Annotated in this window: 11 protein-coding genes; 5 read left to right on the top strand and 6 right to left on the bottom strand. The window is 42.7% G+C overall.

The genetic code is table 11. The features are described from left to right. The first annotated feature begins 2 nt into the window (after nucleotides 1–2). Genes BM043_RS08690 through egtD form a run of 3 tightly spaced genes read left to right on the top strand, consistent with a single transcriptional unit; the run spans nucleotide 3 to nucleotide 3,587 of the window. A complete protein-coding gene (locus BM043_RS08690; RefSeq protein ID WP_092790788.1) occupies nucleotides 3–1,496 on the top strand; it encodes a BCCT family transporter in 1,494 nt (497 codons plus the stop codon). Continuing rightward, entirely contained in the window at nucleotides 1,483–2,637 is a 1,155-nt protein-coding gene (gene egtB, locus BM043_RS08685) for an ergothioneine biosynthesis protein EgtB (RefSeq protein WP_092790786.1), read from the top strand. Before BM043_RS08690 ends, egtB begins: the two co-directional genes overlap by 14 nt. A gap of 2 nt (nucleotides 2,638–2,639) precedes the next feature. Continuing rightward, nucleotides 2,640–3,587, top strand: coding sequence for an L-histidine N(alpha)-methyltransferase (gene egtD, locus BM043_RS08680; RefSeq protein WP_092790784.1), 948 nt, complete (start codon nucleotides 2,640–2,642; stop codon nucleotides 3,585–3,587). Nucleotides 3,588–3,602: 15 nt separating this feature from the next. Here the strand turns inward: egtD and BM043_RS08675 are convergent, their stop codons facing one another. Both BM043_RS08675 and BM043_RS08670 read right to left on the bottom strand, forming a co-directional pair. Further along, nucleotides 3,603–4,931 (bottom strand): TolC family protein, encoded by a 1,329-nt coding sequence (locus BM043_RS08675; RefSeq protein WP_092790782.1) that lies wholly within the window; start codon nucleotides 4,929–4,931, stop codon nucleotides 3,603–3,605. Next, entirely contained in the window at nucleotides 4,918–5,592 is a 675-nt protein-coding gene (locus BM043_RS08670) for an ABC transporter ATP-binding protein (protein WP_092790780.1), read from the bottom strand. The genes BM043_RS08675 and BM043_RS08670 overlap by 14 nt, the downstream gene beginning before the upstream one ends. Nucleotides 5,593–5,873: 281 nt before the next feature. Between BM043_RS08670 and BM043_RS08665 the strand changes: the two genes are divergently transcribed. Beyond that, nucleotides 5,874–6,212: a type II toxin-antitoxin system HigB family toxin gene (locus BM043_RS08665; RefSeq protein WP_092790778.1), complete on the top strand. Its 339-nt coding sequence runs from the start codon at nucleotides 5,874–5,876 to the stop codon at nucleotides 6,210–6,212. After that, a complete protein-coding gene (locus tag BM043_RS08660; RefSeq protein ID WP_245752995.1) occupies nucleotides 6,203–6,751 on the top strand; it encodes a helix-turn-helix domain-containing protein in 549 nt (182 codons plus the stop codon). The genes BM043_RS08665 and BM043_RS08660 overlap by 10 nt, the downstream gene beginning before the upstream one ends. A 134-nt stretch (nucleotides 6,752–6,885) precedes the next feature. Here the strand turns inward: BM043_RS08660 and BM043_RS08655 are convergent, their stop codons facing one another. The 4 genes from BM043_RS08655 to BM043_RS08640 form a co-directional block, all read right to left on the bottom strand. Next, nucleotides 6,886–8,235: a Gfo/Idh/MocA family oxidoreductase gene (locus tag BM043_RS08655; RefSeq protein ID WP_092790774.1), complete on the bottom strand. Its 1,350-nt coding sequence runs from the start codon at nucleotides 8,233–8,235 to the stop codon at nucleotides 6,886–6,888. Between the two features lie 152 nt (nucleotides 8,236–8,387). Beyond that, nucleotides 8,388–10,742: an ABC transporter permease gene (locus tag BM043_RS08650; RefSeq protein ID WP_092790772.1), complete on the bottom strand. Its 2,355-nt coding sequence runs from the start codon at nucleotides 10,740–10,742 to the stop codon at nucleotides 8,388–8,390. A 180-nt stretch (nucleotides 10,743–10,922) separates the two neighbouring features. Then, nucleotides 10,923–13,376: an FtsX-like permease family protein gene (locus tag BM043_RS08645; RefSeq protein ID WP_092790770.1), complete on the bottom strand. Its 2,454-nt coding sequence runs from the start codon at nucleotides 13,374–13,376 to the stop codon at nucleotides 10,923–10,925. A gap of 204 nt (nucleotides 13,377–13,580) precedes the next feature. Continuing rightward, the gene (locus BM043_RS08640; RefSeq protein ID WP_092790768.1) at nucleotides 13,581–16,007 is read right to left on the bottom strand and encodes an ABC transporter permease; all 2,427 of its coding nucleotides are present in this window, start codon (nucleotides 16,005–16,007) and stop codon (nucleotides 13,581–13,583) included.

Raw genomic sequence — 16,007 nt, 5'->3', positions numbered from 1 at the left:
ATTTGGAATCCAATACAAATCTTCCCAATCCTAAATCCCGATTAATCCTCTGGATAATTCTTTTTTTAATCATCCTGCTTTTTGGTATTGTTTGGGCTGGACCTCGTTTTTTCCAGTTTATCAACGAAAGTACCGCAACATTGATGAGTTTTTTTGGACCGTTTTATTTGATTCTGGGATTTTCGGCTGTGGTCATCGGGATCATTTTGTCCGTTCACCCCATTAGCAAAAAGAAACTCGGAAAAGGCAAACCCGAGTATGGATTGTGGTCTTGGGTCGCCATGCTTTACAGTACCGGAATGGGCTCTGGATTGCTCCTTCGGGCAATACAGGAGCCGATTTACTTTTTAAAAAATCCCCCTAGAGCATCTTCTCATTCCGCTGAAATTTTTGCACTGGAATACACTTTTTTCCATTGGGGTTTTACTCCATGGGCATTTTATGGATTGACGGCTGTGCTGGTAGGCTGGTTTTATTATCAAAAAGATAAAAGCTTTCTTTTTTCAGACTTACTCTTTGGTGGTGGTATCAAAAGAAAATGGCTCCGAGATCTGATCGATTTATTGGTAATCGTAACCACTTTTTTTGGAGTTTTGGCTTCGGTAGCTCTCGGCAGCCGACAGTTATTGGCATCAGGAGAGTTTTGGGGAGGGATTATCTGGGAACCCAAATGGGCTTTCATCCCGCTTGCAATTATTTGCCTAGCAGCGACATTATCTGCATTTCTTGGTGTCAGACAGGGGATTAAAAGACTTTCGGATTTGAATATTGCCGGAGCCTTGCTGCTGTTGGCATTTACTTTTATGCTGGGTCCCATTGGGGAAAGCACAGGGCTCTTTTTTGAAACTCTGTTTTATTATTTACTCGAATGGATCCCCATGAGTCTAAACTTGGGTAATTCTGCCGTATCGTATGACTTTCTACAAAGCTGGACCGTCTTTTACTGGGCTTTTTGGCTGGCTTGGGCACCATTTACCGGGATTTTTATCGCACGAATTTCTCAGGGCAGAAGCATCCGAGAGGTATTGCTAGGCACCCTCTTGATACCTTCTCTGGGTACTTTCCTCTGGTTTACGGTTTTTGGGAATCATGCCTTCAGTCTGGTAGCAAATCAATCCGTTTCTGTAGAAGCATTTGAATCAGTTTACAGTTCGATTTTTATCTTTTTTGGTTTATTACCCCTCCCGAAGATCACGCAATTTCTAAGCTCATTTTTCCTAGCTACCTTCTTAATTACCTCTGTGGATTCAGCGATTTTTGTTCTCAGTATGTACCTCGATAATGGAAAAAAAGAGCCCAAAAAACGAATTCGAATTTTCTGGGGGATATCTTTTTTTGTGTTGACTGCCATAGTTTTATGGAACGGAAGCGAACAATTACTCGGTTCAATAAGTAATATTCTTATCGTAAGTTCTTTACCTTTTGCAGTGGTTTTCTTACCACTCCTTTTGTTTTTGTTTAAAAACCTTAAATCAACGCTCCATGAAAACAGCTGATTTGCTCCACCAATTTCAGCTCACCCGAACGCATACTGAGCAGATCTGTGAGCCTTTGGAAATCGAAGATTATATTCCCCAGCCAATTGCAGATGTCTCGCCTCCCAAATGGCACTTGGGACACACGACTTGGTTTTTTGAGCAGTTTATCTTGGTTCCTTTTGCCAAAAACTACCAGATCTATCACGAGGATTTTGCCTTTCTATTCAATAGCTACTACAATCACGCCGGCAAGCGGGTTCTTCGGCCCAATCGCGGATTGATGAGCCGTCCACCTGTCAGAGAAGTAATGAAATACAGAGCTTATATCAGCGAAGCAATGGTGGACTTGCTCAATAATCCTATAGAAAACCCGGAAATTTTGGAGCGGATTGAGCTCGGTATCAATCATGAGCAGCAGCATCAGGAATTGTTGATTTATGACCTCAAATACATTCTCGGTTACCAACCGACTTTCCCGGTATATGGATCAGCTTTTCAAACTAATGAAACTTCCCGGGGAAAATTGTTTAAAGTACCGGAGGGGTTATATGAAGTGGGATTTGAGGGATCAGGATTTTCTTATGATAATGAGCACGGACGTCACAAGGTTTTTTTGGAGGAATTTGAAATTTCCGATCAACTCGTAAGCAACGGAGAGTATTTGGAATTCATCGAAGCCGGAGGCTATGAAAATTTTGATTATTGGCTGGACGAAGGATTGAGTTTCATTCGAAACGAAGGCATCAAGGCTCCCCTTTATTGGCATCTGATCGAGGGCGAATGGCAACATTATACGCTTTCTGGCTTGCAAAAAATAAATCCTGAACTACCCGTGCAGCACGTCAGCTACTATGAAGCGCAAGCTTATGCGGCTTGGAAAGGACTTCGGCTTCCGAGCGAATTTGAATGGGAAATAGCCTCAGAAAAATTTGACTGGGGCCAACTCTGGGAGTGGACCGGAAGTGCATACTTGCCCTATCCGCGCTTCAAAAAAGCTCCCGGTGCACTCGGCGAATACAACGGCAAATTCATGGTCAATCAGCAGGTTCTCCGCGGTGCATCGGTCGCCACTGCTACTGGACACTCCCGCCCCACCTATCGTAATTTTTTCCATCCGGCTGCCCGATGGATCTTTTCAGGAATCCGATTAGCTAAGTAAATATGACTTCAAGCACACAGACTTTCTTAAACGATGTCCTTTTGGGACTTCGTCAGACCCCGAAAACCCTTTCCTCCAAATATTTCTATGACGAAGAAGGCTCCCGGATTTTTCAGGAAATCATGGATATGGCTTCCTATTATTTACCTCAGGCCGAACTCGATATAATCCATTCTCAATCGCAAGCCATAGCAGAATTGTTTCGGGACAAGTCGGTGGACTTGATCGAGCTCGGAGCGGGAGATGGACGAAAAATGGTCCATTTTGTCAAAATCCTCCAAGCAAAAACTACTGACCTGACCTATCTCCCCTTGGATATTTCGGAAAGTATTTTACAAGTCAACCGACGTCTATTTGAGCAGGAAATCCCAGGAGTTCGGGTGCATCCTCTAGCAGGAGATTTCTTTCATACCCTTCCGGAAATTAAAGACAGGACCCATACTCGAATCATGCTTTTTGCGGGAAGCAATATTGGAAATTTTAGAAAGGAAAAAGCAGCTGAATTTCTACGATTTGTTAGGGAACATTTACAATCAGGTGATTTCTTTTTATTGGGAGTGGACCTTAAAAAACATCCACGAACGATCCGAAATGCCTATGATGATGCAGGAGGAATCACCAAAAAGTTCAATTTGAATTTATTGAAGCGAATCAATCGGGAACTTGGAGGGGATTTTGACCTAAGCGCTTTTGACCATTATGCCACTTATCATCCGATCACCGGAGCTTCTGAAAGCTTTTTGGTAAGTCTCAAAAAGCAATCAGTAAATATCGGCGAAGAACAGGTACAATTCGAAAAGGATGAAATTATACAAACCGAAATTTCCCAGAAATATGATCTCCCTATGCTGGAAAATCTGGCATCTGATTCCGGTTATGTCATAGATTCGATTTACAAGGACTCAAAGGAGCGTTTTGCCTGGGTGCTCATGAACGTATCGGGAAATTAAAATCCCGGCCTATCGCTACTCTGTGATACCCAAAGCAAATCGCATCAGGGTTTCCTGAAAATAAAGAGAATATACAGCCTGTGCCTGATCCGATTTTGCCGCTACCCGCTGCTGATTGGCCGTAGCCAAATCGACGAAAGTGGACAATCCCAATCGAAACCGCTCATTAACCGCCAAATAGGCTTCCTCTGCGGCATTGACCTGTACCGCTGCATTTTTAAATTTTTGCAACGCAGCTTGATAGTTTTGATGGGCCAATTTGACATCTTGAAAAATCCTTCGGTCCAAGGCTTCTTCCCGGAGGGTTTCATTTTGAAAATTTACCCGAGCCCGCACCACCGCAAGTCTATTTTGCCAATTATTGAAAATCGGAATCGCCAGATTAAACCCAATCGTATTTTGGGGATAAATCCGCCAAAGCTGCTCACTGGTACTTCGCTCATCCAGAGAGGTAAAGAAGGTATTATAATTAAAAAAAGCATTGACTCTCGGAAAATACATCGCCTTTGAAGCCTGAATGGATTTTTTGGCCGCAGTGACCAAAAGCTCCTGTTGGTTTCGATCGACTCGGTTTTCCATGGCGATACTGACCAGATCTGAAAGATTTTCTTCCGCAAAGACGAAGCCGTCTGAGTCGGAAAACTCCACGGATTCCAGCTCAGGAACCGTTCCTGTTTCGAGCTGTAAGTATTCGGTCAGAGACCAAAGGTCATTTTCCAGCGTGATCCGCGCATCGACCAAAACTGATTCCAGCCGGGCTACTTCGGATTGTTGATTGTACCTGTCGGATATGGTTCGGATTCCGGCATCGACAAATCCTTCAATCTGTCGAAGTTGCTGCTGCTGATTTTCGAGATTTTCGCTCGCTATTCTTACCAATTCCTGATCTAAAAGAACCTGCAAGTACCGCTGGGCTACATCAAAGACAACCTGCTGTCGGGCTCGCTTTAATCCATTTTCGCCAGCGGTCAAGGACAACTTAGCCGCTTGGGTTTCAAGCATTCTCCGCCCCGAATTAAACAGAGGCATATTCATACTCAATCCTCCTGAGATGATATCATTGGTCACATTGGTTACGACGATTTCTCCCTCGACCTGTTGAAACTGCTGACCGTTTTGACGGAAAAAATTGGAATTAATATTCGTCGTTGGTAACTGGGCAAAAAGCGCAGCGCGTCTTTCATGCTTCAGAACTTCTTGATTGTTATTCTGGATTTGAAAATCCAAATTGGCTTTAAGGGCATATTCCACCGCCTGGTCAAAATTCAAAAGCAGGGTATCTTGGGCATGAAGTTTCCCTACAAAAAGGAAAAGGATCAGTATAATCAGATTAAATTTTTTCATCACTTTTTATTCTTCCGTCAATTAATTGAATCAAACGCGTGCCAAATTCCGCATTCTCTCGGGCATGCGTTGCCTGAATTATGGTAGTCCCTTCCCGATGAAGTTCTAGGAAAATCTCCATGATTTCTTTGGCTTGTGCCGAGTGCAGATTTCCGGTGGGTTCATCGGCCAAAAGAACTCTTGGTTTTCCGGCGATAGCCCGTGCAACCCCTACAAGCTGCTGCTGACCGCCACTCAATTGTGCAGGAAAGAGATCTTTTTTTGCGACCATATTAAATCGGTCCAGCAAATCAGCGATGATGCTTTTCCGCTCAGAAGAACTTACTTTCCGATAAAGCAGTGGAGTTTCGATATTTTCATAGACGGTCAGTTCATCGATCAAATGATACGCCTGAAAAATGTAACCAAATTCACTTTTGTGCAGGTTGGATAGTTCTCGCTGCTTCATCTTGCGGATATTTTTTTCACCAAAAAAATAATCTCCCTCAAAATCCTCATCCAACAATCCGATGATATTGAGCAAAGTAGATTTGCCGGCACCGGAAGGTCCCATCAGTGTCAAAAACTCACCCTCACTGATAGTCAGATTAATTCCTTTGAGCAGGAAAACCCGTTGAAATCGGGATTCGATGTATTTATCAATATCCTTGAGTTGAATCATGTTGTGTCGTATTATGCCGAGCGGTAGTTCCAGTTTTATGCCATAAAAAAAGGTCCTGAATACACTCCAGAGCCATTATGTGAGTTAGAAAGCCTTTGATTTTGCGTACATTTTTGTTCGCTGGCGGACGAATTACTGAAAGTCTGAAAGATAAAATTTAAAACCTAAATATTTAGAATTTCCGATTTTTAAAACTCTCAATACTTCCTGCCCAAAAAATAATCTTAAGAAATCAAAGGTTCGGAAATAATTAGAACTTTTTTTATAAATTATGAATTGAAATGAGGTTGATCAATAAAAAATTATTGGAAAAACTAAAACGGAAGAATAAAGGTAATTCATCTTTGAATTTAGCAATAGATGCCTTGATCTCAGATATTGCAGAAAATAATTGGACTAACCAGATCGATCTAAAAAAATCAAGGCCCGATGCAGATTGTGTGCACAGCGATGGATTTTATTTCTTTAACATAGCCATCTGTCGAACTATGATTCTGGTCGAATTTGATGATCTTGAAGCAACAGTGGTATGGGCAGGAAGTCATTCAGATTATGAAAAAACCTTTCAAAATAACAAGAGAACAATAAAAAAATGGTTAAGAAATAAAGAATGGATTTAAATATGAATACATTTTCTGATATCGATAAGATTTTAGAATCTGGCCAAATCAGCAATGAACTGGATTTAGAAAGAGCAATAATTGCAGATAGGAAACTACGCGTTTTGAGTAAAGAAAATTCTAAATTTTCAGAAATTCGAAAAAAGCTCAGAGCTTTGATTTACAATTATGAAAATGAAACGTGGTCAACTCACTCTCGGATTACTGAAAGCAAATTAAGAAAAAGTGATGAGGCCGAAATAATAGCCAATGAAGAACGGATTTTTTTTCTCCAACGAAAGAAACTTATCCGACAAAAGCTAAATTACTTTGATCTTACACAACAGGATTTGGGTAAAATTCTAGGTCATCAAAATAAATCCTATATATCAGAACTCATCAATGGGATCAGATCTTTTACCTTGAAAGATCTACTTATCATCAGCAAACTTCTTGGGATAAAATTAAATGACTTAATTCCCCCTTTTATTTCCAAATCAGATCAAGATAAGGTTTTAGAGGCTATTGAAAAGATGAACAATCCAAAGCTAAACTTCTAAAAAAATACCTAGGGTTATTTTTAACATTAAATATAAATATCTGATATATATGTATTTAGCCGAAGGAAAGAAATAAATCTTTCCCTCGTATTATTTCCATTTTTAGTACTTCAGACATTAAATTTCAGACTTTTCTAAAATTTCCGATACTTCCCGCCCAAAAACTTATTGGCCTTTCGCTCGGCAAACTCGGCCTTTTCACTGTCCCAGTGTAAGGTTTGATTCGGGAATCGGCCTGCAATCACCCCCAGCAAAATCGTCTCTGTCAATCGGGCAGAATACTCAAAGGGCGCGCTGCATTCATCTTTGCCCAGGCAGGCATCCACAAACTGATGATAATGCTTTTTGCTTTCTCCTGCGTAATCTTTGACCGGTTCTCCGAGATTGTATTTGGCCACATCAAACTCCTGATATTCCCCATCCACGATCAAGCGTGGCAATTGCTGAAAGTGCGGCAACAGCAACCGCCCTTTTTCTCCCAAAAACATCGCACCCTGATCCGGTAGCTCATCGCCGTTGGGAAGCTTCAGATCTTCATGATCTACAGGTGCACCGGGACCATCATACCATACCCACTTCAGTGTCTCAGCGGTGTAAGGTGTAGCGGGGAATTCATACGTCACCACGTTATTCTCCGGAAAACCAAAACCATTCGGCCTCCTACAATTATTAATAATAGTGCGTGGGACATCCAGCTGCAGTGCATTGTAAGGGGTATCAAAAATATGAACGCCCATGTCTCCAAGGGTGCCGCAACCGTAATCGAGTAGCTTTCGCCAATTACCCGGATGATAAACCCCTTCTTTATATTTTCGCTTTTTGGCTGTCCCCAACCACAGATTCCAATCCAAATTCTCTGGAATCGGATCTTTTCCTTTAGGTTTGGGACCGTCGTATCCCCAGTTTTTGGGTGACCAAGCCCGTACGGTATGGACTTTTCCGATGATGCCATCTTGGATCAGTAAGGTCGCCAGTTTATAATCGTAAAAGGAATGCACCTGAATTCCCATTTGGGTAATCAGATTTTTTTCCTCCGCCATTTTCTTCATTTCACGAGCCTCAGTCACATGGTGGGTCAGCGGCTTTTGGCAATAAACCGGCTTATTTTTTTCCATGGCCATTAGAGATGCCGGCGCATGCGTATGATCCGGAGTGGAAACAATCACCGCATCAATCTCTTCGGACATTTCTTCCAATAAAATTCGATAATCCGAGTAGGTCTTCGCATTGGGAAAGCGTGAGGTCGCCGTAGCAAGGGCATTGCTGTCCACGTCACAAAGGGCCACCACTTCTACCAATTCATGAGAGGCAATCGCAGTCAAATCCTCCATTCCCATCGCCCCCAATCCGATATGGGCAGTTCTTAGTTTTCCTGCGGCTTTCGCCTGAGCCAAAAGTGATGGGGCCAAAGTCACACCAGCTGCTCCAAGCAATGACTTTTTCAAAAAGTCCCGTCGGTCGATAAATTGGAATTTCGTATTCATAGGTTATGGGTTTATTGGTTTGATTGAATCTCAAGGTTGATTTACAAATCTAAAAGAGTAAATGGATTTTTCAGCGCCATTTATCAATTGGAATAACTATCAACCCTACCCCCTTCTCCTAGCCCGATCAAAATGGTTCATTGCTACTATTCTTATTCGCTGCGCAAAAGCTTGGTCGGATTGACCCTAGCCGCTTTGAAGGCTTGTGAACTTACCGTGACAAAGGCGATCCCCAAAGCGGCCATTGCAGTCCAAAGGAAAACCTGCCAGTCAATGGAAATTCGATAGGGGAAAGTTTCCAACCAATTATTCATCAAATACCAAGTAATCGGAATTGCCAAGACCACAGACACCAGCACCAATTTGGTAAATTCAGAGGAAATCAACCGAATCAATCCCATCACGGAAGCGCCAAAAACCTTTCTCACCGATAGTTCTTTACTTCGCTGCTCAGCCATAAAAGCCGCCAAGCCAAACAAACCCATGCACGAAATCGAAATCGCCAATAACGTGAAAATGCCGGTCAGCTGGGCAGTTTGTTTTTGACCGGAAAACTTACGCTCATGCTCCTGATCCACAAATCGGTATTCAAAAGGAAATCCCGAATTGAATTTCTTAAAAATAGCTTCTACCTCACCAAGGGCAGCCACCGTATTTCCTGGATTTAATCGGATATGGATGAAATCGAGATTTCGCATTGGACCCACTATCACGATAGGCTTTACGTCTTCAAATGGGGAATCCATGATAAAATCCTTCACCACTCCCACTACCGTAAACTTTTTCGTATCATCATCGATCACCTGACCAATAGGATCATCAAAACCCATAATTTCAGCCGTTTTTTGGTTGATTAGAGCGGCAGAACTATCCGATGGAAAGGTATAGGTATCAATCTCCCTTCCAGCAATTAATTCCATCCCGGCTGTTTCAATCAGATCAGCATCGGTAGCCATTCGGCTGATATTCGGGCGATAGCCCTCATCTTTGCCCTGCCAATTCATCGACTGCGTATTGCTGTAAATTTCCGTCAAAGGCGAAAAAGTATAGCTGACTGATTTGACTTCAGGCAGTGCCAACAACTCATTTCGTAGCGCTTGTTTGTTTTTGCGAATCTCCGAAGTCACTGGGTGAAAAATCAAATTCTCCTGATCTATTCCCAAGTCCCGGTTTTGAACATGATCCATCTGATCCCGAATAATCCAAGCACTGGAAATCAGCATGACTACGACCATAAACTGAAACACCACCAACACTTGTCGAGGGGTAAACCAATAGCGCATGGTGTTCATTTTGGTTTGGAAAACAATCGCAGGCTGAAATGAACTCAATAGAAAAGCCGGATAACTTCCTGCCAAGATTCCCGTGACCAAAATATAAGCCAAGGAAATGACCCAAAAATACAACTCCCCAAACGGATTGGGAAGACGGCTTCCGATGATATCACTGAAAACCGGTAAGGTCACCGAAACGATCACCAAAGCTACTAGATAGGCTACCAAGGCGATTAGAGCGGATTCGGTTAGAAATTGCCGAATCAGCATCCCCCTGCCCGCTCCCGAAATCTTGCGAACTCCCACTTCCTTTGCCCGTTTTCCGCCTTGAGCAGTACTGAGATTCATAAAATTGATACAGGCAATCAACAAGACGATGATGGCTACAATACCAAACATCCGGATAAGATCAATCCGTCCTCCTACTGATTTTCCATTTTCAAATTTGGATTTCAAATGCAAATCAGCCATCGGAAACAAAAAATCAGTAACCGTCTCAGCATCCGAGTTTCGGCTAGTAAAATCTTCGAATTTTTGATTAAATTCTTCCAAACCGGTTCCTTCGGTAAGCAAAGCGAACGTTTGATAGGAATTATTCCCCCAAAATTCATCTGCCCATCCCATGGTCTCCAATTTTTTAAAAGGGAGGAAAGCGGTGAAATTGAAATTGGTATTCTCGGGTAAATCCGAAATGATCGCGCTTACTTTAAAATCCAACTGTCCTTCGACTTTGACGGTCTCTCCCATCGCAGATTGGCTGCCAAAAAGCTTATCGGCAACCGATTTTGTCAGCACAATATTTCCCGGCTCCTCCAATGCCGCCACAGGATCGCCCTCAAGCACCTCAAAATCGAATAAAGTAAAAAAGCCCGGGTCCGTAAAGGTAGTCCACTCATAAAAACTGTTTTCCTCCACCGCCAACAATTGACTATCCCAGCGGGTAACCCGAGCCACTTCTTCCACCTCGGGAAATTGAGCTTTCATCGTCGGAGCATACAGGGCAGGTGTATAATCCCAGCTGTTGATTTCTCCCTGATTGTGGTCATTTCTCCATACCGCATAAATGCGATCCGATTTTTCGTAAAAGCTGTCAATGGATCGCTCAAATAGAATCCAGACAAAAATCAAGACTGAGGCAGCAAGTCCAACTGCCAATCCAAACACATTGATAAAAGCAAATCCTTTGCTTCGGATAATGGACCTCCAGGCGATTTTTAGATAATTCTTCCACATAATTCAAAAGTTAAACGGTATCAACTGAATTCCCACTTTTATGCCAATCGATAGGCCTGTTCATTGCTCAGAAACAGACATTTTTGGATAAATAGAGAAAATCTGCGGCCAATTTTGTCCGATAACGAGCAGAATTTCATTTTAAATTGGGGAAAATGGTTTCCCCATACCCTATTCTTTCTATTCACTTCTCAATAACTTGGTAGGATTTACCCAGGCTGATTTGATGGTTTCAAAGCTCACAATCACGACAGAAAATACAACCCCAATTATCAAAGCAATCAGGAATACACCAATTCCGATGGTAGTTTTGACTGCAAAATCCTCCAACCAAATACTCATCAGGTAATAGCTGGCCGGTATGGAAATAGCCACTCCGATCAGCGTAATCCAGATAAACTGCTTATTGAAAAGCAGGGAGATTTCTGTAGTCGTCGCTCCCATCACCCGGCGAATTCCGATTTCTTTCATTCTCGATGAAATCGCCAAAGAAGCCATAGCGAAAAGTCCCATTCCCGCTATGATTAAGGCAACAACTGATGCAATCGTGACCAAAGAGCTCAAGCTGCTAGCCTGCACATATTCCTGAGCAATCTGATCTTCGATGTATTGGTAGTCAAATGGATCAGATCCGTAAAGCTCTTTCCAAATCCCGGCTATAGTTGCCACAGTGGCTTGTTTATCCTGACTATTCAGCTTAATAAAAACCTTCCCGGTCATCTCATCTTCCATGGTCAGATTTCTCATTCCCCTGAAGAAATTCTCTGGTTTCATCACCAGAATTGCAGGCTCTACCGGCTGATACAAGCTTTCATAGTGAAAATCTTCTACGACTCCTACGGCCCGGTTTTCCCCAAACCCGTTGAGACTTTCCATACTTTTTCCAAAAACATCTTCCCAATCCAAGGTTTTTTTCATTTCCTCATTCATCAAAAATGCACTCGTCAAATCAGAAGGTGTCGCTGCCGAAAAATTTCTTCCCTCTAGCACATTTAACTCAAAGAAATCCACATAATCTTCATCCACAATATTGAGGTGAAAGTCGATTCCTGGTTTACTCTCATTTTCCTGAAAACCAACGCTAAACCAGGAATTGTCCCCATACATAGCCGTGGCCACGGTCACGCCAGTCACTTCCGGCAATTTCCGAAGTTCGTTTTTAAAAGGCTGGGCATATTCGAAGCTTTTGGCAATCGCATCTTCCAATCCCTGCGCAGCGGGTGGAGGAACTGTGATTTGGAGAATGTCCGAACTCGCAGAACCCAAGTCATATTGTTCCACTGTTTTCATTTGCTTCAGCATCACTAGGGTACAGGTAATCAAAAGCATGGAGATGAAAAACTGGAAACCAAGCATCGTCATTCGCAAATTTTGCTTTCCTAGCTTTAGTCCCACATTGGATTTCAACACCTGAATCGGTCTGAATGAAGCCAAGAAAAGCGCAGGATAGGACCCAGCCATCAAGGCGATCACCAATCCTGTCATAACAAAAATAAGTGATTGCTCCAGCGAAAAATTGATTTCTAGCTGTGTCTGCATCAAGGAATTGAAAATAGGCAATAGGATCATGGCTAGAATCAAACCTAAAATCATTGCACTGGAAGTTAAAATAACCGATTCGGACATAAACTGCCCAAAAAGCTGTCTAGATCCTGCTCCCATGGTTTTTCTCACGCCCACTTCTTTGGCTCTGCTGGCAGAATTTCCAATCGCCATGGTAGTGAAATTGATACAAGCGATCAGGATAATCAACACTGAAATCCCGCCAAGAATCCATAAAATCCTGGGATTAACCACTGAGGCAATACCCGTTGGGATTTCCGGATTCAAATGCATGTCGGTGATTTCCTGAAGGGTAAAACCATAATTCTCGGCCTCTTGAGGATCTTGGAATGCTCTACGAACAAAATCCTTGGTTTCTGACTCAAACACCTCTGGGCTCATTCCATCTTTCAGCTTGGCAAATCCATCTCCAAATGACATGTACCAATGAGTTCGCATTCGCTCGGGATAAAGCAACTCCAGATTGGAATCATGCATCAGTATTTCATAGCTCAGACTGGAATTAGCCGGCGTATCCTCTATCAGCCCGATCACTTCAAAATTGAGCAATTCGTCAGTCAGACGGATTTGAAGTTCTTGACCGATAGGATTCTCCGTTCCAAAAAACCGAGTGGCAGTGGATTCGGAAACTACGATTCCGCTTCGCTGCTCCATATTTTCAGGATAGCTTCCCTGAAGCATTTTGAATCCAAACATTTCAAAAAAATCTGTACCCACCAATGTCGTCGACTGATTGAATCCATCTCCTTGTGGTTTTTTGACCAAAAAATTATTCGGGACAAAATTGGTATAATCCACTCGATCCGAAAGATTTTTATCGATTACCGATTCCAAAACCAAAGGCAAGGAAGGAAAACGAAGTTCTCCCTGATCGCCATTTTGCACTCTCAAAACCCGATATAGTGATTTTTCTTCCGGGTGAAAAGAATCAAAACTGACCTGAAATTGGATATAAAAAAACAACAAGGTAGCGACTGCCACACCTACCGAAAGTCCGATGAAATTGATCATGGTATAGGCCCGATTTTTCAATAAATTTCGGAAGCCGATTTTAAGATTATTAATCCACATAGAGGTTAAATTAAATTTGATTTCTTTCCTTTGAATAGATCAAAATCAAGCCAACTCAAAAAATGCCAATGCAGCGTAATTTGAAGCATTCAATGGAATTCAGGCCTTAATTTACGGACGATTTTGACCGATTTCGGTCAACTCTCAAATCAAACTCTGAAAAGCAAAACCGCTTGGAAATCAATACCCTGATCAAAATTTATACTACTCATTCTTGATACTTTTTACCGGATTGGCCCAGGCGGCTCTGATGGTTTGTGAAGTTACCGTAATTGCTGCGATCAAACCAGCCAAAAGTCCCGCCCACAAGAAGGTGCTCCAGTGAATCCCGATCCGGTAGGCAAAATCCTCCAGCCAGGTATTCATCCCAAACCAGGAAATGGGAATTGCGATCAAAAATCCTATCCCGACCAGTTTCAAAAAGTCTTTTCCCAGCAGAATCAGAATATTGGATGTCTCCGCGCCCATGACTTTTCGGATGCCGATTTCCCGTGTCCGCTGCTCAGTCGCAAAAGTGACCAATCCCAAAAGCCCCAACACGGATATCAAGATAGCCAATGCCGAGAAAAACGTGAAAATAGTCCTGACACGAGCCTCTGATTCATATTGACGGTCAAATCCTTCATCCACAAAAAATGGCTCAAACGGGAAATCCGGACGGAACTGTGCCCATTCCTCTCTCAGATAAGACAAAACCTCATCCCGCTGATTGGAGTCGATTTTAAGGCTGATCAAATTATTTCTATTCTGCGAAATCATGAAAACAATAGGTACAATCGGCTGATGAAGACTTTCAAAATGAAAATCCTTCATCACTCCCGTGACAAAGCCCCTGCGGTTGCCATAGATAAATTGTTTTCCGACGGCTTCCTCAGGACTAGACCAACCCACCTCACGAATCGCAGTTTCGTTGAGCACAAATGCCTCAGTAGAGTCTGAAGCCAATTGAAAATCGAAAGTGCGACCGGCTACGATATCTATCCCGTAAGTTTCCAGAAAATTATGCCCTATGTGAATATCCGCTATCCTCAAATTAATCTGGGTCAACTCTCCATCCACTTCTGCACTTGTAGTCTGTGAGTCAAGCAGTCTGCCGGAAGGAACACGACTAGAAACCGACACCGCCTGAATTCCGGGATGATTTTCCAGTCGATCCTTTAAAATCAGGTAATTTTCATTGATTTGATCACTCGTCGGCAAGACCACAATATCCTCATTTTCAAAGCCGAGATCTTTGTTTTGCATGTATTCCAATTGTCGCACCACTACCAAGACTGCCACAATCAGCATGACCGAAATCGCAAATTGCCCAACGACCAACACTGAGCGAAATCGCTCATGGGCTTTTCCGGCTTTAAAAGTCCCCTTCAACACTCTCGCGGGTAAAAAGCCAGATAGAAACAAAGCTGGGTAACTTCCCGAAATCAAACCTACAAAGATGATAATCCCGAAAATCCCCAAAAGGTATTCTGGGTTCTCCAAAAGATTAAAGCTCAAAGCACTCTGCGTAAAATCACTAAAAGTAGGCAAGAACAAAAAGGCAAGTATCAATGCCAAAACCATAGCCATACAGGTCATAATAAAAGACTCTCCCATAAACTGACGAATCAGCAGCCCCCGGTCTGCCCCCATGACCTTGCGTAAACCGACCTCCATGGACCGAAGAGAAGATCGGGCGGTAGAGAGATTCATAAAATTGATACAGGCGATCAGCAGAATAAAAAACGCGACTGCCATGTAAGTGTACACGTAGTCGATATTCCCGTTAGGTTCTATTTCCGAATCCAAATTGGAATACAAATGCACGTCAGTAATTGGCCATAAAAACAATTGAGTTCCTTTAGAAGCAGCAATCCCGGCTTGATTTGGGCCAATGTGTCTGTCGATCAACGTGGGAAGCTTATCCTCAAATAATTGATAGTCAACTCCTTCTTTTAATTTAATAAAGGTGGAAAAATTATTTGACCCATAATTGGACATAAAGGATTCCAAGCCTCCATAAAACTGAACTACCGGAACCATGGAGGCAATAAAATCCACATGAAAATGGGAGTTTTCAGGGGTATTTTTCATCACCCCTCTTACCTGTAAAGTAACCTCTTGCCCCGCCAAATTGGCCAAAAATTCTTTCCCCACTGCTGATTCATTTCCAAAATAGCGCTGGGCAGTTTCCTCGGTAATCACTACACCGTCCGCCTGATCCATGGCGGATTTTCCTTCGCCCTCGATTATTTCCCAGCCAAAGAGGTCAAATGCTTCCGGATCCGCAAAGAAAAAACGCTCTTCTTCAAAGGCATTTTCACCGGATTTGATCAAGGGATTAAAATTGAACAGACGGGCAGAATATTCTACTTCCTCCGGAAAATCAGATTTGATCAAGGGCCCAAAAGGAGGTGCAGTATGTCCCAAGTGTAGGCTGATATCCCCATCCGGATTGAACCATGCTCTGGAAACCCTAAAAATCCGGTCTGCATCCGGATGAAAGCGATCATAGCTTAATTCGAACTGGACATAAAGTAAAATCACGATACTTACCGCCATCCCGATGGCCAAACCGATTAGATTAATCAGGACATACAAGGGATGCTTTTGTGCATTTCGGAAAACGATTTTGAAGTAGTTTTTGAGCAT

It is taken from the genome of Algoriphagus hitonicola (assembly GCF_900113375.1).
GTDB lineage: Bacteria > Bacteroidota > Bacteroidia > Cytophagales > Cyclobacteriaceae > Algoriphagus > Algoriphagus hitonicola.
The sequence above is the reverse complement of the archived record's forward strand: the minus strand, read 5'-3'. Positions and strand labels throughout refer to the sequence as shown.

What these genes read in the sequence shown, in the direction of transcription:
- BM043_RS08675 (WP_092790782.1), bottom strand. Translation starts at nt 4,931, where the DNA reads ATGAAAAAATTTAATCTGATTATACTGATCCTTTTCCTTTTTGTAGGG.
- BM043_RS08650 (WP_092790772.1), bottom strand. Translation starts at nt 10,742, where the DNA reads ATGTGGAAGAATTATCTAAAAATCGCCTGGAGGTCCATTATCCGAAGC.
- BM043_RS08670 (WP_092790780.1), bottom strand. Translation starts at nt 5,592, where the DNA reads ATGATTCAACTCAAGGATATTGATAAATACATCGAATCCCGATTTCAA.
- BM043_RS08640 (WP_092790768.1), bottom strand. Translation starts at nt 16,007, where the DNA reads ATGCTCAAAAACTACTTCAAAATCGTTTTCCGAAATGCACAAAAGCAT.
- egtB (WP_092790786.1), top strand. Translation starts at nt 1,483, where the DNA reads ATGAAAACAGCTGATTTGCTCCACCAATTTCAGCTCACCCGAACGCAT.
- BM043_RS08660 (WP_245752995.1), top strand. Translation starts at nt 6,203, where the DNA reads ATGGATTTAAATATGAATACATTTTCTGATATCGATAAGATTTTAGAA.
- BM043_RS08645 (WP_092790770.1), bottom strand. Translation starts at nt 13,376, where the DNA reads ATGTGGATTAATAATCTTAAAATCGGCTTCCGAAATTTATTGAAAAAT.
- BM043_RS08655 (WP_092790774.1), bottom strand. Translation starts at nt 8,235, where the DNA reads ATGAATACGAAATTCCAATTTATCGACCGACGGGACTTTTTGAAAAAG.
- BM043_RS08665 (WP_092790778.1), top strand. Translation starts at nt 5,874, where the DNA reads ATGAGGTTGATCAATAAAAAATTATTGGAAAAACTAAAACGGAAGAAT.
- egtD (WP_092790784.1), top strand. Translation starts at nt 2,640, where the DNA reads ATGACTTCAAGCACACAGACTTTCTTAAACGATGTCCTTTTGGGACTT.